General features: G+C 72.6%; 18 protein-coding genes. 11 read left to right on the top strand and 7 right to left on the bottom strand.

Features of this window, described 5'->3' with window-relative positions; translation table 11 throughout:
* Window positions 1-4: 4 nt before the first annotated feature.
* Together ABZ842_RS11205 and ABZ842_RS11200 are read right to left on the bottom strand one after the other, a co-directional pair.
* Window positions 5-1459: a citrate:proton symporter gene (locus tag ABZ842_RS11205; RefSeq protein ID WP_361535401.1), complete on the bottom strand. Its 1455-nt coding sequence runs from the start codon at window positions 1457-1459 to the stop codon at window positions 5-7.
* Between the two features lie 219 nt (window positions 1460-1678).
* Window positions 1679-2299 carry a TetR/AcrR family transcriptional regulator gene (locus tag ABZ842_RS11200; protein ID WP_361535922.1) on the bottom strand — a complete coding sequence of 207 codons (621 nt, stop codon included), beginning with the start codon at window positions 2297-2299 and terminating at the stop codon, window positions 1679-1681.
* A gap of 118 nt (window positions 2300-2417) precedes the next feature.
* On the opposite strand from ABZ842_RS11200, the gene hmgA reads away from it, so the two are divergent.
* The 4 genes from hmgA (at window position 2418) to ABZ842_RS11180 (ending at window position 7404) form a co-directional block, all read left to right on the top strand.
* On the top strand, window positions 2418-3761 hold the full coding sequence (gene hmgA, locus ABZ842_RS11195; protein WP_361535398.1) for a homogentisate 1,2-dioxygenase: 1344 nt from the start codon (window positions 2418-2420) through the stop codon (window positions 3759-3761).
* Between the two features lie 22 nt (window positions 3762-3783).
* Window positions 3784-4536 carry a GntR family transcriptional regulator gene (locus ABZ842_RS11190; protein WP_361535395.1) on the top strand — a complete coding sequence of 251 codons (753 nt, stop codon included), beginning with the start codon at window positions 3784-3786 and terminating at the stop codon, window positions 4534-4536.
* A 388-nt stretch (window positions 4537-4924) separates the two neighbouring features.
* Entirely contained in the window at window positions 4925-6130 is a 1206-nt protein-coding gene (locus ABZ842_RS11185; RefSeq protein ID WP_361535392.1) for a type ISP restriction/modification enzyme, read from the top strand.
* Between the two features lie 59 nt (window positions 6131-6189).
* A complete protein-coding gene (locus ABZ842_RS11180) occupies window positions 6190-7404 on the top strand; it encodes a CaiB/BaiF CoA-transferase family protein (protein WP_361535389.1) in 1215 nt (404 codons plus the stop codon).
* Window positions 7405-7559: 155 nt separating this feature from the next.
* Here ABZ842_RS11180 and ABZ842_RS11175 read toward each other — a convergent pair whose 3' ends face one another.
* Entirely contained in the window at window positions 7560-7826 is a 267-nt protein-coding gene (locus tag ABZ842_RS11175) for a hypothetical protein (protein WP_361535386.1), read from the bottom strand.
* Window positions 7827-8304: 478 nt separating this feature from the next.
* On the opposite strand from ABZ842_RS11175, the gene ABZ842_RS11170 reads away from it, so the two are divergent.
* Window positions 8305-9948: a protein kinase gene (locus tag ABZ842_RS11170; RefSeq protein ID WP_361535382.1), complete on the top strand. Its 1644-nt coding sequence runs from the start codon at window positions 8305-8307 to the stop codon at window positions 9946-9948.
* Here ABZ842_RS11170 and ABZ842_RS11165 read toward each other — a convergent pair.
* On the bottom strand, window positions 9938-10747 hold the full coding sequence (locus tag ABZ842_RS11165) for an SGNH/GDSL hydrolase family protein (RefSeq protein WP_361535379.1): 810 nt from the start codon (window positions 10745-10747) through the stop codon (window positions 9938-9940). The two genes, ABZ842_RS11170 and ABZ842_RS11165, sit on opposite strands and share 11 nt — an antisense overlap.
* A 68-nt stretch (window positions 10748-10815) precedes the next feature.
* Between ABZ842_RS11165 and ABZ842_RS11160 the strand changes: the two genes are divergently transcribed.
* The 5 genes from ABZ842_RS11160 to ABZ842_RS11140 all read left to right on the top strand — a co-directional run bounded on the left by ABZ842_RS11160 (window position 10816) and on the right by ABZ842_RS11140 (window position 15667).
* Window positions 10816-11244, top strand: a complete 429-nt coding sequence (locus ABZ842_RS11160) for a hypothetical protein (RefSeq protein ID WP_361535376.1) — start codon at window positions 10816-10818, stop codon at window positions 11242-11244.
* Between the two features lie 420 nt (window positions 11245-11664).
* Window positions 11665-12552 (top strand): glycosyltransferase family 2 protein, encoded by an 888-nt coding sequence (locus ABZ842_RS11155; protein ID WP_361535373.1) that lies wholly within the window; start codon window positions 11665-11667, stop codon window positions 12550-12552.
* Window positions 12549-13649 carry a glycosyltransferase family 2 protein gene (locus tag ABZ842_RS11150; protein ID WP_361535370.1) on the top strand — a complete coding sequence of 367 codons (1101 nt, stop codon included), beginning with the start codon at window positions 12549-12551 and terminating at the stop codon, window positions 13647-13649. Before ABZ842_RS11155 ends, ABZ842_RS11150 begins: the two co-directional genes overlap by 4 nt.
* Entirely contained in the window at window positions 13646-14449 is an 804-nt protein-coding gene (locus tag ABZ842_RS11145) for a polysaccharide deacetylase family protein (RefSeq protein WP_361535367.1), read from the top strand. Before ABZ842_RS11150 ends, ABZ842_RS11145 begins: the two co-directional genes overlap by 4 nt.
* 81 nt (window positions 14450-14530) lie before the next feature.
* Complete coding sequence (locus tag ABZ842_RS11140; protein ID WP_361535364.1) at window positions 14531-15667, top strand: DUF5925 domain-containing protein; 1137 nt, start codon at window positions 14531-14533, stop codon at window positions 15665-15667.
* A gap of 25 nt (window positions 15668-15692) precedes the next feature.
* On the opposite strand, the gene ABZ842_RS11135 is transcribed toward ABZ842_RS11140, so the two are convergent.
* Entirely contained in the window at window positions 15693-16073 is a 381-nt protein-coding gene (locus ABZ842_RS11135; RefSeq protein WP_361535360.1) for a GntR family transcriptional regulator, read from the bottom strand.
* A 68-nt stretch (window positions 16074-16141) separates the two neighbouring features.
* Here ABZ842_RS11135 and ABZ842_RS11130 point away from each other — a divergent pair, with 68 nt between their 5' ends.
* Window positions 16142-16678: a DUF402 domain-containing protein gene (locus ABZ842_RS11130; RefSeq protein WP_361535357.1), complete on the top strand. Its 537-nt coding sequence runs from the start codon at window positions 16142-16144 to the stop codon at window positions 16676-16678.
* Here the strand turns inward: ABZ842_RS11130 and ABZ842_RS11125 are convergent.
* Window positions 16660-17097: a GNAT family N-acetyltransferase gene (locus tag ABZ842_RS11125; protein WP_361535920.1), complete on the bottom strand. Its 438-nt coding sequence runs from the start codon at window positions 17095-17097 to the stop codon at window positions 16660-16662. The genes ABZ842_RS11130 and ABZ842_RS11125 overlap by 19 nt on opposite strands.
* 19 nt (window positions 17098-17116) lie before the next feature.
* Window positions 17117-18613, bottom strand: a complete 1497-nt coding sequence (locus ABZ842_RS11120; protein WP_361535354.1) for a tripartite tricarboxylate transporter permease — start codon at window positions 18611-18613, stop codon at window positions 17117-17119.
* Between the last annotated feature and the right edge of the window lie 2 nt (window positions 18614-18615).

Here is an 18615-nt window from a genome sequence, read left to right as displayed (position 1 = left end):
GCGGTCAGATGATGCCGAAGAGGACTCCGGCGGCGAGCACGACGAGCGAGGTGAGCGCGGCCCACTTGACGGTGAAGCGGGTGTGGTCGCCGAACTCGACCTTAGCCATGCCGACCAGCACGTACACCGCCGGGACCAGCGGGCTGGACATGTGCAGGGCCTGGCCCACCAGGGAGGCGCGGGCGATCTCCAGCGGGGAGACTCCGTGGGCGGCGCCCGCCTCGGCGAGGACGGGCAGGACGCCGAAGTAGAAGCCGTCGTTCGACATGAAGTACGTCAGCGGCAGGCTCAGCAGACCGGTGACGATGGCCATGTGCGGGCCCATGCCCTCGGGGATGGCGCCGACGAGCCAGTCCGCCATGTGCTTGACCATGCCGGTGCCGGTGAGGACTCCGGTGAAGACGGCGGCGGCGAAGACCATGCCGGAGACGTTGAGGACGTTCTCCGCGTGGGCGGCGATGCGGGCCTTCTGCTCGGCCATGTTGGGGTAGTTGACCGTCAGGGCGAGGGCCGCACCCAGCAGGAAGAGCACCGGGATCGGCAGCAGCTCCATGATCATCGCGGTGAGCAGGGCGACGGTGAGGCCGGCGTTGAACCAGTACAGCTTGGGGCGCAGGGTCTCGCGGTTGGGGTCGAGGCCCTGGAAGCCGTCGAGGTCGTCGTCATCGCCCTGCGCCGCGTCCTTGGCGTCGCCGTCGGCGTCGTCCTTGGCGAGGTCGGCGCCGGAGCCAGAGCCAGCGCCGGTGCCGGCGCCCTTGCCCGTCGCGCCCTTGCCGGCACCCTTCGCCCCGGCCTTCACCAGCACGGTCTCGCTCTGCGGGGTGAGGGCCTCGTCCAGCGACAGGTAGCCGAGCCGCTTGCGCTCCCGCAGGCCCAGGAAGTACGCGAGGATGAAGACGAAGAGCAGTCCGACCAGCAGCGCCGGGATCATCGGCACGAAGATGTCGGCCGCGTCCAGCTTCAGCGCGGTCGCCGCACGGGCGGTGGGGCCGCCCCAGGGCAGGGTGTTCATCACGCCGTTCGCGGTGGCCGCGATGCCGGTCATCACGACCAGGCTCATCTTCAGCCGCTTGTACAGCGGGTACATCGCCGAGACGGTGATCATGAAGGTGGTGGAGCCGTCGCCGTCGAGGGAGACGATCGCGGCCAGCAGCGCTGTGCCGACCACGACCCGCATCGGGTCCGCCTTGCAGAACCGCAGGATGCCGCGGACGATCGGGTCGAAGAGACCCACGTCGATCATCACGCCGAAGTAGACGATCGCGAACATCAGCATCGCCGCCGTGGGGGCGAGATTGCCGACGCCTTCGATGACGTAGTCCCCCAGCTTCGCGCCCTGCCCGACGAAGACGCAGAAGAGTGCGGGGATGAGGACCAGCGCCGCGATGGGCGACATCTTCTTCGTCATGATCAGGACCAGGAAGGTCGCGATCATCGCGAAGCCGAGGATTGTCAGCATGGGGGCTACCTAACGTTCATCCTTGAACTCCCACCGGAGCGGCGGTCCGGATGACGTTAGGTCGCGTCATTTGGCGTTAACAAGATGTTGACGTGTGAGCAATACGAGCAAAACCCCAGGTCAACGAAGAGCCTCCGGGAAAACCGGTCCACCGGGCACCAACCGCCGTGGACATATCGGCCGGATTTACGCCCGGCAGCCCCGTGCGCGGACGATTCCCTAAGGACTGCCCAGGACCTCGGAGAGATACGCCCGCAGCATCACCCGGGCCTGCGCGACGATCTCCCCGTCCCCCGACTCCGCGACCCTGAAGGCCAGTTGCAGCACGGCGTCCGCCGCCTCCACCGCGACCAGGACGGCGCACCGCAGCTCGGCGTCCGCGGCGCGCCCCAGGTGGTCGGCGACGAGGTCGGCGAGCCGGTCGGCCACGGCGCTGTTGGCGCCCGAGGGGCGCGCCCCGACCGGGATCTGGTGGCCGAAGTCCACCAGGGAGAACCCGGGGACGGTGCGCTTCATCGCCAGGTACTCGTCGAGGACCGCGTCCAGCAGCCCGTGCCAGTCCCCCGGCGGCAGCGCGGCCACCCGCTCGCCGACCCGGGCCGCGTACCGGTCGAGGTTGCGCGCCGCCAGGGCGTGGGCGAGGGCCCTCTTGTTGCCGAAGAAGCGGTACACGGACCCGATCGGCACGCCCGCCCGCGCGGCGACGGCCCGGGTCGACAGCGCTTCGTACCCGGTCTCGTCGAGGAGTTCCGCACAGGCGTCCAAGATCCGCGCGAGCCGCCGCGCGGAGCGCTGTTGGACGGGCTCACGGCGTAGGTGTGCGTGGGACACGCCGTCCATCATGCCGCGCGAATGCCGTTGACGGGACCGGCACGCAATCCTACGGTTGTCCATAGGATTGCTGGGTCTTCGACATTGATTCCTTCGGCATTGATTCCTTCGGCACCGGGAGCTGACGATGAGCGGGTTGGGGCAGGCGCGGAGCGAGCGGGCGCGGAAGACGGCCGACGCATTGGAGTACGCCACCGGCTTCGGCAACGAGCACGCGTCCGAAGCGGTCCCCGGCGCCCTGCCCACCGGGCGCAACTCCCCCCAGCGCGCACCCCTCGGCCTCTACGCGGAGCAGCTCAGCGGCTCCGCCTTCACCGAGCCGCGCGGGGCGAACCGCCGCTCCTGGCTCTATCGGATCCGCCCGTCGGCCGCGCACCCGCCGCTCGCGCGCATCGACGCCGGCGCGCTCGGCGGCGCCCCGTTCGCGGAGACCGTCCCCGACCCCAACCGGCTGCGCTGGGACCCGCTGCCCGAGCCGGCGCCGGGCACGGACTGGCTGGCCGGTCTGTGGACCCTCGGCGGCAACGGCGACGCGGCCACCCGCACCGGCATGGCCGTGCACCTCTACCACGCCGACACCGCCATGACCGACCGCGTCTTCGGCAACGCCGACGGCGAGCTCCTGATCGTCCCCGAGTCGGGCGGACTGCTGCTGGTCACGGAGCTCGGCGCGCTCGCCGCCCGCCCCGGCGAGGTCGCCCTGATCCCGCGGGGCGTGCGGTTCCGCGTCGAGCTGCTGGACGAGCGGGCCCGCGGCTACGTCTGCGAGAACTACGGCGCGCCCTTCCGCCTCCCCGACCTCGGCCCCATCGGCGCCAACGGCCTGGCGAACGCCCGCGACTTCCGCGCCCCCACCGCCCGCTTCGAGGACGTGACGGGCCCGGTGGAGGTGGTGACCAAGTACTGCGGCAACCTGTGGGCCGCGACGTACGACCACTCCCCGCTCGACGTCGTCGCCTGGCACGGCAACCACGTCCCGTACGTCTACGACCTGCGCCGCTTCAACGTGATGGGCAGCATCTCGTACGACCACCCGGACCCGTCCATCTTCACCGTCCTCACCTCCCCCACCGACACCCCGGGCCTGGCGGGCGTCGACTTCGTCGTCTTCGCACCGCGCTGGCTGGTCGGCGAGGACACTTTCCGCCCGCCCTACTTCCACCGCAACGTCATGAGCGAGTACATGGGCCTGATCGAGGGCGCGTACGACGCGAAGACCGCGGGCAAGGGCGGCTTCGTCCCCGGCGGCGGCTCGCTGCACAACATGATGTCCGCGCACGGCCCCGACCGGGAGACCTTCGAGCGGGCCAGCGCCGCCGAGCTGAAGCCGCAGAAGATCGACGACGGCCTGGCCTTCATGTTCGAGACCCGCTGGCCGATCATGACCGCCGCGCGGGCGGCGGAGGCCGGGCATCTGCAGAAGGGGTACGACGCGGTGTGGCAGGGTCTTGAGCGTCATTTCAGGTCCTGACCTACGGAGATACGGAGCCCCCGTGACCTCCTCCTTCGCCCCCGACTCGCTGGTCCTCAACCGCAAGCTGCCGCTGTGGTACCAGGTCTCGCAGTCGCTGCGCGCCTCCATACTCGGCCGCACGCCGGACGCCTCGCTGCGGCTGCCGACCGAGGAGCAGCTGGCCGCGCACTACGGCGTGAGCGTGCTGACGATGCGGCAGGCGCTCAAGGAGTTGGAGGCGGAGGGGCTGATCAGTCGGCACCGGCGGCGCGGCACCTTCATCGAGCCCGGGGCGCGGCGGGGCGCCCCCCGGCGGCTGCTGGGCTCGATCGACGCGGTGGTGGCGCAGCAGTCCGGCGAGCGCACCACGGTCCTCGGCCACGGCCCGGAGCCGGTGCCCGGTGACCTCGCCGAGCACTTCCCCGACCTGGCCGAGGTCGTCACCTTCCGCCGGCTGCGCCGGGACGGCGACAGCGGCGAGCCCACCAACTGGGCGCAGAACGCGGTCCGCCCCGACGTCGCCGCGCAGGTGGACCTGGCCGACCTGGAGCGCTGGCCGATGACGAAGGTCCTGCGGGACGCGGTCGGCGTCAAGATCAGCCGGATCACGGACACGGTGGAGGCGCGACTCGCGGATCCGCAGACCGCGGAGCTGCTCCAGGTGCCGCTGCTCAGCCCGATCCTGCACTACACCGGCGTGACCTACGACGCGGCGGGCCGGGTCATCGACGTGGCCCGCATCCAGTACCGGGGCGACCGGTTCTCCTTCTCCGTCACGATCGACGCGGACTGAGGGGCAGTGCGGTTTCGCCGTGCGGCGAGCTGTGCCCTTGCGTCTGCGGCCCGGTGCGTGGCTTGTCGCGCAGTTCCGCCCCCTGTCCCCTGTGCCCCAATCAGCGCCGTTTCAACGCGGGCGGACTTGTCTCTGCGGGTGCGTTGTGGTTGTTCGCGCAGTTCCCCGCGCCCCTGATTCGCTTCCCCCGTCGCCTATCTGCGGGCGGGAGGGGGAGGTTTTTGGGGCGCTGGGGCCCCCACGCCCTCTGGGCGTAGGTGGGGGTGCCCCCGTGCCCCCAGGGCACAGGGGGAGGAACTGCGCGACAAGCCCACCACCGGGCCGCAGTGACCAACGCACTCGCAGGGAAACGGCGGATACGTCCAGAGGCGCAGGGGAGGATGGGGGCATGCCGATGCTCGACGAGCTGATGCCCTGGGGCGTGCGCCCGCTGCGGTTGGGCCGTGCCTGGGTGCTGGCCCCGGACCCGGGGACGCTGACCGCCCGTTGGGACGCTCTGGTACGGGCCGAAGGCGCTCAGCGCACCGCCCTGTTCCACCCCACCCGGGCCCGCACCCCGGACGCCGCCGTGGGCCAACTGCCGGGCCAGCACGGCGCCACGACCCGGTTCGCCGCCGAGCGCGGCAGGTGCCCCGCGCCCGTCCCGGTGGCGCACGGACCCTTCGACCGGCAGTGGCTCATCCCGGACCACAGGCTGATCGACGTGGCCCGCCCCGAGCTGTGGCGGGTCGCGGACGACCACCAGGTCTTCGTCGTCGAGCAAGGCCCGCCGGCGGTCAGCGGCAGCGCCACGAGCAGCCCCGGCGTCGACCTCGCCGGACCGGCGGTGGTGGTCTCGCCGTATCTGCCGGACGGTCACGCGCCGGCCGGGCGGCCCGGCCGGATCCGCCCGCTGTTCCGCAGGCCCGGCGGCGTCGAGCCCAACCTCGCGCCCGGGCTGCTGCCGGCGCTCGGCGAGCGGTACGGCCGCGAGGTGGACGCCTTCGCCGTACTCGCCTGGATCCTGGTAGCGGCCCGGCACTCCCCCGCCGGCGCCGCGGTGCCGCTGCCGGTCGACCCCGACGTCTTCTTCGACGGCGTCGCGATCGGCCGACGCCTGCTGGACGTCCAACTCGGGGGTGCGCGCAGCGGGGAACGACCGCGGCTGCCCGGTGGCCGCCGCCCGTACGTACGGGCCGCCCTGCCGCCGCGCCCGACCGCCCTGGCCTACGACCCGACGGAGCAGGGCCTGCACCTGGACGACGGCCGGATCTCGCCGGTCCCCGCGGAAGCCTGGGACGTCCACGTCGGCGGAGTGCGGGTGCTGGAGCACTGGTTCGCCCTGCGCACGGCGGAGGCCGAGCCGGGCACGCTGGCCGCGGTCCGGCCCACGTCCTGGCCCCAGGAGTGGACGTCGGACCTGCTGGAGCTGATCACCGTGCTTGCGCTGCTCGGCGAACTCGCCCCGCGCCGTGCTGCGCTGTCGTCGCCGTCGGCCTTCGACGAGCTCACGGAGGTGCCCGGGGTGCTGCCGCCGCCCGCATCGTCCCGGCGGCCCGCCTCGGTCCTGGACCACCGCGAGGAAGGGCCGGACGGCCAGTTCGCCCTGTTGTGACGCCGCGCACGGCGCCCGACCGGTGACAACCACCGGCACCAGGGGGTAGGCACACGTCCATGCAGACGCCATCGCACTCCCCCGCACAGCCCCTCCCGCTCGACGGGGTCACGGTCGTCGCCGTCGAACAGGCGGTGTCGGCGCCCTTCGCCACCCGCCAACTCGCCGACCTCGGCGCCCGGGTGATCAAGGTCGAGCGCCCCGACGGCGGTGACTTCGCCCGTGGTTTCGACACCGCGGCCGGCGGGCTCGCCTCCCACTTCGTGTGGTGCAACCGCGGCAAGGAGTCCATCGCGGTCGACCTGAAGGACCCGCGCGGCCTGGAGCTGGTGCGTCGGCTCGTCGCGGACGCGGACGTCTTCGTGCAGAACCTGGCGCAGGGCGCCGCGGCCCGCCTCGGCCTGGACGCGGCTGCGCTGTGCGCCGCGCACCCGCGGCTGGTGGCGGTGGACATCTCCGGCTACGGCGCGGGCGGCCCGTACGCGCACAAGAAGGCGTACGACATGCTCGTGCAGTGCGAGGCCGGGCTGGTGTCGGTGACGGGGACGGCCGAGCAGCCGGTGAAGGCGGGCGTGCCGGCGGCCGACATCGCCGCCGCGATGTACGCCTTCTCCGGGGTGCTCGCGGCCCTGGTGCGCCGCGGCGTCACCGGGCGCGGCGGCCCGGTGGAGGTCTCCATGCTGGAAGCGCTGGCGGAGTGGATGGGGCATCCGCTGCACCACGGGATGCACGGCGGCGAGCCGCCCGCGCGGACCGGTGTGGCGCACGCCGTGATCGCGCCCTACGACGCGTACGCCACCGCCGACGGCGGTCGGGTGCTGCTCGCGGTGCAGAACGACCGGGAGTGGCGCCGGCTGGCCGAGCGGGTGCTGGGGCGGCCGGAACTGGCCGACGACCCGCGGTTCGCGACGAACACGGCCCGGACGGCGAACCGTGCGGCGACGGACGAGGCGGTGGCCAAGGCGCTGGGGCAGCTGTCGGTCGACGGGGCGGTGGCGGCCCTGGAGGAGGCGGGCCTCGCCTGCGCCCGGCTGAACTCGGTGGCGGACGTCGCGGCGCATCCGCAGCTCGACGCGCGAGGCCGCTGGCGGGAGGTCGGCTCGCCGGTGGGGCCGCTGCGGGCGCTGTTGCCGCCGATCACGCTGCCGGGCGGCCCGCCGGCGCGGATGGGTGCGGTGCCGGCGCTGGGTGAGCACACGGAGGCCGTGTTGGAGTCCCTGGGGGTGTCCGACGACGAGCGGGCCGGGCTGCGTCGGGACGGAGTGGTCGCCTGACGGCCGTGGCCGTCAGGCGGTGTCCGGGGACGGGGAGAGCGGACCGGTGTGATCGCCCGGGCGCGGGGCCGCCGCAGGCGGTGACACGTGTCGAGCTGTGTGCGTCGAGCTGTGTGCGGGGACGGATTGCGCGTACGACCCGACGGCCGCCCGGCTCAGCGGTGGTTGCCGAAGAGCGTGCGGCGCAGTCGGCGCAGCGGCGCGAAGAGCGAGACGCGTCCCCTCTTGCTCCGGTGACGGTCGTGCGTCACGTCGCGCGCGGTCAGCTCCAGCATCAGCGAGGTCGCCTCGACCGTCTCGCGCTGCGGGACGGCGGGGCCGCCGAGCACCGAGAGGTGTCGGTCGAGTCGCGAACTGGTCGCTTTGCTCCCGCAGGTGATGGCAGGCACGCGCGGCCTGCTCCGTACTGTTATCTGTTCCACGTTACTCCCCACCTTCGTTCCCCACCGTCACTCCCCGCCTTCTGGCCCCACCCGTAACAACGCACCCGGCCCGGGCAGGTTAACCCTATCGTCCCCCGGTGACACACGTGTATCCCGGCCAAGGCCGTTACGGCACCCGTACGTGGGTTGACGGAGGGCGATCACCGGCCGCTCAATGCATGAGATTCCAGGGCGAGTTGGACACTTCGGACCGAGAGCGACCGCCCGGTGCGCGCCCCCGCCTGCCCGCTGTCGGACCGGGACGGAGGAGCCGCCGGAGGCCACAGGGGCGCTTGTGCACCCCGAGGGGGATTCCTACCCCGATGGATGTGAGCGCACTCACACCCGCGCCGGTCGTGCGCGCCGCGCCCGTCGAACCGGAACTGCGCCCAAAGGGGAGGCAGAAAGCCGGAGTTGAGCTAGCGTGGAGTGGTTTCCGCCGGGATTCCGCATTCCACGCGCCGCCGTGCTGTTGCGAATGGGGGCTCATGTGCCCGAGAACCAACTGGTCGCCGGACGGTACCGACTGCTCGCCCGGCTGGGCGAGGGCGGGATGGGCGTGGTGTGGCGCGCCCGGGACGAGGTCCTGGGCAGGGACGTCGCCGTCAAGGAGGTGCGGGCCCCGGTCGGCCTGACCCGGGACGACGTGCGCCGCCTCTACGCCCGTCTGGAGCGCGAGGCCCGGGCCGCCGGCCGGATCTCGCACCGCAACGTGGTGACGGTGTACGACGTCGCCACCGACGACGACCGCCCCTGGATCGTGATGGAGCTGGTGCGGGGGATGTCGCTCGCCGACGCCCTGGAGGCGGACGGCCCCTTCACGCCCCGGCGCGCCGCACAGGTCGGGGCGGAGGTGCTGGCGGCGCTCACCGCGGCCCACGCGGCGGGCGTGCTGCACCGCGACGTGAAGCCGGGCAACGTCCTGCTCGCACTGGACGGCCGGGTCGTGCTCTCGGACTTCGGGATCGCCACCGTCGAGGGCACGCAGGGCCTGACCATGACGGGCGAGCTGATCGGCTCGCCGGAATTCCTGGCCCCCGAGCGCGCGGTGGGGCGCACGCCTGGCCCCGAGTCGGACCTGTGGTCGCTGGGGGTGCTGCTGTACGCGGCGGTGGAGGGCGTGACCCCGTTCCGCCAGGACACCCCGCTGAACACGCTGCGGGCGGTGGTGGACGAGGAGTTGCCGCCACCCCGGCGGGCGGGCGACCTGGCGCCCGTGATCGCCGGGCTGCTGCACAAGGACCCGGCGCAGCGGTGGTCGGCGCGGGAGGCCGAGCGGGTGCTGCGGGTGGTGGGCGCGGGCGGCACGGGACGCACCCCCACGGCGACCTCCACCCCGTCCCCGTCGCCTGCGGCGACCGCGCCGACCGAGCCCCTGGCCGACCCGGGCCCCTGGGGGCCGCACGGCCCGACCGTGCCGGCCGCCCCGTTGCCGCATGCGGGGCCGCTGAACGGCACACCGCCCGCCACCACCGACGTCGTACGGCCGGACGCACCGCGGCGGGCGACAACCGTCCTCGCGGTCGGCCTGGCGGTGCTGTTGCTGGCGGTCGGCGGGCTCGCCTGGGCCCTGTTGGCGGACCGCGGGAACGACGACACGAGCGGCGGCGGCGCTCCCGCGGGCGGGGGGACGCCCGTGGCGTCGGCCTCCTCCACCCCGTCGAAGGACACCGCTCCCGGCGGCGGCGCCACCGACGACGGCGACGACGCGTCGGACCCGACGGTGGCACCGCAGACGGTGAGCGTGCGGGTGACCGTCGTGCGCGACAGCTACTCGGGCGACTGCCCGCCGCCGGATGCGCGGACCCCCGCCTTCCGCGCGACTATCACCGTGGGGCGCACCCCGGCCGAGGTCGAGTACCGCTGGGTGACCGAGGGCGGCGAGGGCTCGGACGAGCGCTGGCGCACGCTGTCGTACGACACCGGCGGCAGCGCGGAGCGGACGGTGGAGTACGCGTTGCCGACGTCGACGTGGGCGGAGGGGACGGAAGAAGCGCACCGCGACCGGATCCGGGTGGAGGTCCGCGAGCCGGTCGGGGTGCGCTCCGCGTGGGTGCCCTTCACGGTGACGTGCGCGAGCCCGTCACCGTCGGCCGGCACCTCTTCGGCGGCTACGCCTTAGCAGCGAAGGACGGCAGGTAGCCGCCGGACTGCCCGGCGGCGGTGGGGTGGTACGACTCGCCGATGTTGAGCCAGTTCACGCTGTGCAGCCAGGACGCGCCGGAGCAGATCTCGTGGCCGGTGAAGGCGGGGACGACGTCGGCGTAGGCGTAGCCGTGGTCGGCGGCGCGCTTGGCGACGGCGCCGTTGAGGTGGTCGGCCGCGGCGTTGATGGCGGAGCGCTCGTTCTCGCTCAGCCCGGCGAGGCAGCTGCCGCCGAGCTTGTAGAAGCGGGGGTAGCCGAGGACGACGACGCGGGCGGCCGGCGCCTTCGCGCGGATCGCCGAGTACACGCCGTCCAACCGGCCGGGGAGGGTGCCGTCGACGTACGCCCTGGCCTCGTTGACACGGTTGATGCAGGTGGCTTCGGAGTTGAGGACGCAGGTGGTCATCACGTCGGCGAAGCCGGCGTCGTTGCCGCCGACGGAGAGCGAGACGAGGTCGGTGCCGGGGCCGAGCGGGCCGAGTTGGCCGGCCGTGACGTCACTCGTACGAGCGCCGGAGCAAGCGGTGAACGCGAACGAGGAGGGTGAGTTCGCGGCAGCCCAGAGCTTGGGGAAGGCTCGGTTGCTGCGCTTGCAATCGCCGCTGGCCGCGTCGTAGTTGCCGGCGCCGACGCCGGACGAGTACGAGTCGCCGAGGGCCACGTAGTCGATGGCCGCGGCCCCTTGGGCGGCCTGCGCCGGGGACGCTCCGGTGAGAGCGAGGACGGCGCCGAGGAGGAGTGCGGACGCGAACGCCGCGAGGGGGGACGTTTTCATGGAAGCTCCTTTAGCAGGATCGCTGCGTCAACTGTCGTAGCAGGCAACGCCCCTGATAGGAAGTGTCCATGACAAAAGAGATGGGTCACGCCGGCGCGTCGGCACGGCGGCGCGCGCCCGCATGGCGGCTCGCCGGCGACCTGCCCCCGCTCCTCGCCGGGGCGGCGTGCGCCATGGCCGGAACCGGCGTCACCCTGGCGCTGACCGGGTCGAATTCACCGCTGCGCGCCCCCTTCGTGCTCCTCTTCCTCTTCCTGGGCCCCGCGGTCGGCCTCTACGCGGCGCTGCACCGACTGGAGCCGTGGGTGCGGGCGAGCGCCGCCGCCAGCGGTTCACTGGTCGTCAATCTCCTGTTCGCAGCGGTGCTGTCATGGCTGGAGGTACCCGTGGTAGGTATCGGGGTGACCGCTATCGTGGCGGTTACCGCACTGATGTTCCTTTGGGTGACGTGGGGACGTCGGGGCGGGCGCACCTCTACCCCACGATCGAACGCATGACCACCAAATCGGTATCAATAATGCAAAAACCGGGGTCGCGTTCGTGGGCTTGTCATACAGTCGCCAACATCAATACCGTGATACATCCACCCGCATCGAACCATCGCCAAGCGGCTCTAGGGGAGGGCACACGCCTCGCGATGGGCTGGAGCGGGTGACGCGGGAGGGAGTGTCTTCAAAAGTAGCGTCGTCCGCCCCTTGGGCCGGCAGACGGGACTTTGAAGACACGACCTAGGGGGGTGCCGTGCTTGGGCGTCGCATCTGTCGACGGACCTCCGCACGGCCGGTTCTGTAACTCGCCCACCTGCTCGGAGCGCTGCTCCGGCACGGCCGGGGGAGAAGGAAACCCCCTTCAAACCGGACACTCATCCGGATCGCCCGGGGGCGGGCGGTCCACCGGTGGAGAGGGAAAGAAGATCCATGAGTTCAGTCCTGCGCCCGGCCGCTCCGGAGCACGATCCCGCCACGGCTGGCGTCGAACGCGACGGCGCGGACGGCGGAGAGAGACGGCCGCAGCCGTCGCCCTCCCCCACCGCGGGGCGCTACCGGCCGATCTCGTCCCACCTGGCGATCGCACCGCCGGTGAGCGTGGTGATCCCCGCGATGAACGAGGCCCAGAACCTTCCGCACGTCTTCAAGACCCTGCCCGACTGGATCCACGAGGTCGTCCTCGTCGACGGCAACTCCACCGACGACACCGTGGAGGTCGCCCGTCGGCTGTGGCCCGACGTCAAGGTCGTGCAGCAGGCAGGCAAGGGCAAGGGCGACGCGCTGATCAGCGGCTTCGCGGCCTGCACCGGCGACATCATCGTGATGGTGGACGCGGACGGCTCCGCCGACGGCGGCGAGATCGTCTCGTACGTCTCCGCGCTGGTGTCCGGCGCGGACTTCGCCAAGGGCTCCCGGTTCGCCAACGGCGGCGGCACCGACGACATGACCTTCATCCGGAAGCTGGGCAACTGGGCCCTGTGCACCGTCGTGAACGCCAAGTTCGGCGCCCGGTACACCGATCTGTGCTACGGCTACAACGCCTTCTGGAAGCACTGCCTGGACGAGATCACCCTGGACTGCACCGGCTTCGAGATAGAGACCCTGATGAACATCCGGGTGGTCAAGGCCGGGCTGCGGGTCCAGGAGGTGCCGAGCCACGAGTACGTCCGCATCCACGGCGTCAGCAACCTCAGCGCGGTGCGCGACGGCATCAGGGTCCTCAAGGTCATCCTCAAGGAGAGGGGGGTGACCCGCGCCGCCCGCCGACGCGGCGCGGGCACCCTCGGCGTCAAGGTCGCACGGGGAGAGACGTCTTGACCGGCACCGCCCCGGCACCCGCCCCCTCCCCCGCGGCCGGGCGCCGCTTCTCCGTGGTGGTGTGCGCCTACACCGAGGACCGCTGGGAGGACGTGCTCGCCGCCGTCGACTCGGTACGGGCCCAGTCGCTGCCGGCCCTGGAAGTCCTGCTGGTCGTCGACCACAACCCGGTGCTGCTCGACCGGCTGGAGCGGGAGTACGCCAAGGACGCCGCGAGCGGCCCGGGTGAAGTGCGGGTGCTGGCCAACGCGGGCCCCCGCGGCCTGTCCGCCGGCCGCAACACCGGCATCGCCGCCGCCCGCGGCGAGTTCGTCGCCTTCCTCGACGACGACGCGGTGGCGGAGCGCGACTGGCTGCACTACTTCTCCCTCGGGTACGACGACCCCGCGGTCATGGCCGTCGGCGGCCGGACGGACGCCGCCTGGGCGTCGGGCCGCCGACCCGTCTGGTTCCCCGAGGAGTTCGACTGGGTCGTCGGCTGCACGTACCGGGGGCTGCCCCCGGGCCGGGTCCGGGTCCGCAACGTGCTCGGCGGCAACGCCTCCTTCCGACGCACCGCGTTCGACGCCGCCGGCGGGTTCGCCACCGGCATCGGGCGCGACGGCGACAAGCGCCCGCTCGGGTGCGAGGAGACGGAGTTGTGCATCCGGCTGTCGAAGGCGCTGCCGAAGGCGGTGCTCCTGATCGACGACCGGGCGGTGATCCACCACAAGGTGCCCACCGTGCGCGAGCAGTTCGCCTACTTCCGCACCCGGACGTACGCCGAGGGCCTGTCGAAGGCGCTGGTGGCCAAGAGCGTCGGCGCGGGCAAGGGGCTGGAGTCCGAGCGGCGCTACACCACCCGGGTGCTGCCGGCGGGCGTGCTGCGCGGGCTGCGGGACGCGGCCCGGCGCCGCCCGGGCGGCGCCGGGAGGGCCGGTGCGATCGTCGCGGGCGTCGCGGCGGCGGCCGGCGGCTACGCGGTCGGCACCGTACGGGCCCGCCGGGGCGGCGTGACGTTCTCCTCGGGCCCCGTCGAACGCACCGCCCCCGCCGAACCGGCGGCGGCGCCCGCGGCGCCGACCGACGAGAACACCTCTGCGAACGGCACGACATGACCGAGCCCGTACCCGTCCTCATGTACCACGCGGTCGCCCACGCCCCGGCGCGGCAGACCCATGCGCTCTCCGTCTCCCCCGGCGCCTTCGCCGAGCAGATGCAGGTGCTGCACGAACGCGGCTTCACCCCGCTCACCACGGCCGAGCTCGGGCAGGTCTGGCGCTCCGGCGGCAGCCGACGGCTGCCGACCCGCCCCGTCCTCGTCACCTTCGACGACGGTTACGAGGGCGTCCACCGGCACGCCCTGCCCGTGCTCGCCGAGCACGGCTTCGCCGCCACCCTCTTCGTCTCCACGGGCTGGCTGCGCGGCGCGCACGACGAGGGCGGCGCCCTGGACACCATGCTCGACTGGGACCAGGTGCGGGAGTTGGCCGCGGCCGGCACGGAGGTCGGCGGCCACACCCACAGCCACCCCCAGCTCGACCAGCTCGACGACGAGGAGCTGTGGTACGAGACCGTCCGCTGCCGCGATCTGGTGGCGGACGAGTTGGGGACGGCGCCGCGCTCCTTCGCGTACCCCTACGGCTACTCCAGCCGCCGGGTGCGCACCGCGGTCCGCGCGGCGGGCTTCGCCCAGTCGTTCGCGGTGGGCAACTCCCTCGCCCGTCCGGAGCAGGGGCCGTACGCGCTGCGGCGGCTGACCGTGCGCCGCAGCACCGGGATCGAGGAGTTCGTCCGGGTCGTCGAGGGCCGGGCGATCGCCCGCACCTTCGCCAAGGACCGCGCCCTCACCAAGGGGTACGCGGCGGTCCGCCGCACCCGTCGCGGGCTGACGCTGCTGCGCGAGGCGGTGGGCTGAGGGGGTGCGCGGCGCGCCGGTCGACCCGCCGTTCGAAAAAGTGCGCGCACGGGGCGGTGCTCGTGTCACATCATGGGCGGCATGTCTGCCCCACGGCTCCACGACGTCCTGCCGATCCGGCTGGGCCTCGACGACAACGACTCCCCGTCGGACGTCATCGACGCGCTCTTCCTCGGTCGCTTCGCCACCGGTGACCAGCCCTACTCCCACACGACCACCATCGACCGCGCGAAGCGCGACGTGAGTCTGTTGCCGCCGGGCGCCACCGTGGTGCGGGCGGCGCGCGGCGACGACCGCAGCGCGCTGCTCGCCGAGGGCGAGGGCTTCACCGTGCTGGTGTCCCGCTGGAACGCGGGCGCGGACGTCACCGTGACGGCGACCTCCGCGGAGTTGGCCGAGCGGATGCTGAAGCTGGCGGTCGAGGACGCGAACGACGAGCCCGAGGACGTACCGGAGCAGGTCAAGATGGGGTTCTGGTACCACGTGCCGGGACGCGGCCCGCGCCGTACCACCCGGCAGATCTCGGCGGCCTCCTGGCAGGACGTGCGGAGCAACTACACCGCGCCCGTGGTGGACGCGATGGACGGGCTGATGAAGCTCACCCCGGACGACGTCGCCGGCCGGCTGCTGCTGTTGCACGGCCCGCCCGGCACCGGCAAGACGTCCGCCCTGCGCACGCTGGCGCGGGCGTGGCGCGACTGGTGCCAGGTGGACTGCGTCCTGGACCCGGAGCGGCTGTTCAACGACGTCGGCTATCTGATGCACCTCGCCATCGGCGACGAGGACGGGGACGACGACGGCGATGACGGCGACGCGGGCGAGGGCGGGGCGGAGAAGAAGGAGCGCTGGCGGCTGCTGCTCCTGGAGGACTGCGACGAGTTGATCCGCGGGGAGGCCAAGGACGCCACGGGCCAGGCGCTGTCGCGGCTGCTGAACCTCACGGACGGGCTGCTGGGCCAGGGCCGGAACGTGCTGGTGGGGGTGACGACCAACGAGGACCTGGAGCGGCTGCACCCCGCGGTGGTGCGGCCGGGGCGGGCCCTCGCCCGGATCGAGGTCGGTCAGCTGACGCGTGCGGAGTCCGTCGCCTGGCTCGGCACCGACCAGGGCGTGGGCGCCGACGGCTCCACGCTGGCGGAGCTGTACGCCCTGCGCCGCGGCACGACCCCGCCGGGGGTGCCGAACTCCCGGCGCTCTGCGCCCGGCCTGTACCTCTAGCTCTCCAGACCCTCCGGGACGGGTCTCAGGGGGTGGAGTCGTACGCGGCCCGCAGCGCGTCCTGGACGGCGCTGCGGGCGGCGGACGCGCTGGCTCCGAGGCGCTGGGCTCGCTCGGCGAAGGCCGCTGCGGCGTGCGCCAACTCGCGCGCTGCCGCGTCACCCGCAGGGGCGACGAAGGTGCCGTTGCGGCCCCGGGTCTCCACCACCCCGTCCGCCTCCAGCGCGCGGTACGCCTTGGCGACGGTGTTGGCGGCGAGTCCCAGCTCCTGGGCGAATCCCCGCACCGTGGGCAGCCGGTATCCGACCGGCAACTCGCCGGAGCGGGCCAGCTCCGCGATCTGGGCGCGGAGTTGTTCGAAGGGGGCGACGCCCGATGCGGCGTCAATTTCGATCTTCAAGGTCACGGACCGATTGTCCATCACGCGCGCCCCGCGGGCGCGCCGGCGGAGCCGGAAAGGAAGGCGGACGGCACATGAACATAGAGGTGCGTCTGACCAAGGCGGGCAGGACCAAGATCTCTTACCCGGCGGAGCTGGTCCGGGACGACGGCGACCACCTGGTGGTCCGGGCTCCGTGGGCCGGCGCGGGCGTCCGGGACTTCGGCTTCGTCCGGTTCGAGCCGGGGGACGTGTTCACCGAGCACTACTGGCGCACCCGGTGGTACGCCGTCAAGGAGGTGCGGACCGCGGACGCCACGCTCAAGGGCTGGTACTGCGACGTCACCCGGCCGGCCCGGGTGGCGGGCGGCGAGCTGACCGTGGAGGACCTGGACCTCGACCTGTGGGTGTCGGCGGACGGTCGCGCGGTGCTGCGGCTGGACGAGGACGAGTTCGCGGCGAGCGGTCTGGCTCAGCGGGACCCGTCGGCCGCGGAGCGCGCGGTCCGCGCGCTGGACGAGGTGGAGGCCCTGGCCCGCGGGGGCGCGCTCGCCGCCGAGCTGGCGAAAGTGAACGGGGCCCGGCGGGGCGGGCGGGTCCGCCCGGACCCCGGCTACAGCGCCTTGCGGTAGTGGATGCGGTCGTACGCGCCGTCCACCCGGCGCTCCATGACCTCGTAGCCGTAGCGGGCGTACAGGTTCTGGTTCTCCCACATCAAGGCGTTGGTGTAGAGCCGGATCTCGGTGAACCCGAGCTCTCGGGCCCGGCTCTCGGCGAGGTCCAGCAGGGTGCGGCCGAGCCCGGTGCCGCGGGCGTCGGGGTGGACCGCGACCGACTCCAGGAAGAGGTGGTCGCCCTGGGGTATCAGCACGATCACGCCCTGCACGGGCTCCCCCGTGACGAACACCCGCCCCGCCGCCACGTCGGCGGCGTGGTCCGCCTTCATGGGCGCGGGCACGACCCCGATGCGATCGATGTAGTGGTGGTACGCCGCGTCGGTGACCTTCTTCACCTGCGGCACATCGTCGACAACGGCGAGGCGGGTGCTCATGTTCATCTCAAATCCATCGTCATGCGGACATGTTACGGCGGCGCACCAGCACCTTCTTGATCAGCGGCCAGGCCAGCAGGATCAGGATCACCACGTAGACCGTGACCGAGAAGGCCGTGTTGAACAGGCCGCTGACGTTGCCGTCGCTGATCTGGAGGGCACGGCGCAACTGCTGCTCCGCGCCCGGGCCGAGGATCACTCCGATGACGGCGGGCAGCACCGGCAGCCCGTACCGCCGCATCCCGAAGCCGATCAGACCGATGATCAGCAGGATGACCAGGTCGAGGGCCTCGCCGCCGACCGCGTACGCACCGACCCCGGCGAAGAAGAGGATCCCCGCGTACAGGTAGGGGCGCGGGATGCGCAGCAGCTTCGCCCAGACCGGGGCCAGCGGCAGGTTCAGCGCCAGCAGCAGCACCATGCCGACGAAGAGCGAGGCGATCAGACCCCACACCAGGTCGGGCTCCCGCTCGAAGAGCAGCGGTCCGGGCTGGATGCCGTACTGCTGGAACGCGGCGAGCATCACGGCGGCGACGGCCGTCGTGGGCAGGCCGAGGGTCAGCATGGAGACCAGGGTGCCGGCCGCGGAGGCGGACGCCGCCGACTCCGGACCCGCGACGCCCTCGATGGCGCCCTTGCCGAACTCCTTCTTGTTCTTGGAGAGCCGCTTCTCGGTGACGTACGACAGGAAGGTGGGGATCTCCGCACCGCCGGCCGGGATGGCACCGAACGGGAAGCCGATGAAGGGGCCGCGCAGCCAGGGCTTCCAGGTGCGCTTCACGTCCTCCTTGCCGAGCCAGGGACGCCCGACGGGGATCGGCGGGGCGCCGCCGCGGCGCAGGTGGGCGGCGACCCACAGGGCCTCGCCGATGGCGAAGAGGCCGACGGCGACGATGACGACGTCGACGCCGTCCGCGAGGTGCAGCGAGCCGAAGGTCAGGCGCTGCTGACCGGTCATCTGGTCGAGGCCGACGAGGCCGATGGTGAGGCCGATGAGCAGGGACGCGAGGCCGCGGATCCGGGAGGAGCCGAGGACGGAGGTGACGGCGATGAAGGCCAGCACCATGATCGCGAAGTAGTCGGGGGCGCCGATGTCCACCGCGAGGTCGGCGACCGTGGGCGCGAGCGCGACCAGCAGCAGCGTGCCGATCATGCCGCCGGCGAAGTGGCCTATCGCGGCGGCGGCGAGCGCTTGCGCGCCGCGCCCCGACTTGGCCATGGGATTGCCTTCTATCGCGGCGACCACCGCCGCGCTCTCCCCCGGTGTGTTCAGCAGGATCGAGGTGGTGGAGCCGCCGAACATGGCGCCGTAGTAGATGCCGGCGAACATGATGAACGCGCCGGTGGGCTCCAGGCCGTACGTCACGGGCAGCAGCAGCGCCACCGCCATCGCGGGGCCGATGCCGGGCAGCACGCCGATGGCGGTGCCCAGCAGCACCCCGATCACTGCCCACAGGAGGTTGATCGGCGTCAGCGCTGTGCCGAAGCCGTCGACGAGTGAGTTGAGCGAATCCATCG

This window comes from Streptomyces sp. NPDC047315 (genome assembly GCF_040643215.1).
Classification (GTDB): domain Bacteria; phylum Actinomycetota; class Actinomycetes; order Streptomycetales; family Streptomycetaceae; genus Streptomyces.
This window is presented reverse-complemented; position numbering and strand designations above follow the sequence as displayed.

What these genes read in the sequence shown, in the direction of transcription:
- ABZ842_RS11205 (WP_361535401.1), bottom strand. Translation starts at nt 1,459, where the DNA reads ATGCTGACAATCCTCGGCTTCGCGATGATCGCGACCTTCCTGGTCCTG.
- ABZ842_RS11200 (WP_361535922.1), bottom strand. Translation starts at nt 2,299, where the DNA reads ATGGACGGCGTGTCCCACGCACACCTACGCCGTGAGCCCGTCCAACAG.
- hmgA (WP_361535398.1), top strand. Translation starts at nt 2,418, where the DNA reads ATGAGCGGGTTGGGGCAGGCGCGGAGCGAGCGGGCGCGGAAGACGGCC.
- ABZ842_RS11185 (WP_361535392.1), top strand. Translation starts at nt 4,925, where the DNA reads ATGCCGATGCTCGACGAGCTGATGCCCTGGGGCGTGCGCCCGCTGCGG.
- ABZ842_RS11180 (WP_361535389.1), top strand. Translation starts at nt 6,190, where the DNA reads ATGCAGACGCCATCGCACTCCCCCGCACAGCCCCTCCCGCTCGACGGG.
- ABZ842_RS11170 (WP_361535382.1), top strand. Translation starts at nt 8,305, where the DNA reads ATGGGGGCTCATGTGCCCGAGAACCAACTGGTCGCCGGACGGTACCGA.
- ABZ842_RS11165 (WP_361535379.1), bottom strand. Translation starts at nt 10,747, where the DNA reads ATGAAAACGTCCCCCCTCGCGGCGTTCGCGTCCGCACTCCTCCTCGGC.
- ABZ842_RS11160 (WP_361535376.1), top strand. Translation starts at nt 10,816, where the DNA reads ATGACAAAAGAGATGGGTCACGCCGGCGCGTCGGCACGGCGGCGCGCG.
- ABZ842_RS11155 (WP_361535373.1), top strand. Translation starts at nt 11,665, where the DNA reads ATGAGTTCAGTCCTGCGCCCGGCCGCTCCGGAGCACGATCCCGCCACG.
- ABZ842_RS11145 (WP_361535367.1), top strand. Translation starts at nt 13,646, where the DNA reads ATGACCGAGCCCGTACCCGTCCTCATGTACCACGCGGTCGCCCACGCC.
- ABZ842_RS11140 (WP_361535364.1), top strand. Translation starts at nt 14,531, where the DNA reads ATGTCTGCCCCACGGCTCCACGACGTCCTGCCGATCCGGCTGGGCCTC.
- ABZ842_RS11130 (WP_361535357.1), top strand. Translation starts at nt 16,142, where the DNA reads ATGAACATAGAGGTGCGTCTGACCAAGGCGGGCAGGACCAAGATCTCT.
- ABZ842_RS11125 (WP_361535920.1), bottom strand. Translation starts at nt 17,097, where the DNA reads ATGAGCACCCGCCTCGCCGTTGTCGACGATGTGCCGCAGGTGAAGAAG.
- ABZ842_RS11120 (WP_361535354.1), bottom strand. Translation starts at nt 18,613, where the DNA reads ATGGATTCGCTCAACTCACTCGTCGACGGCTTCGGCACAGCGCTGACG.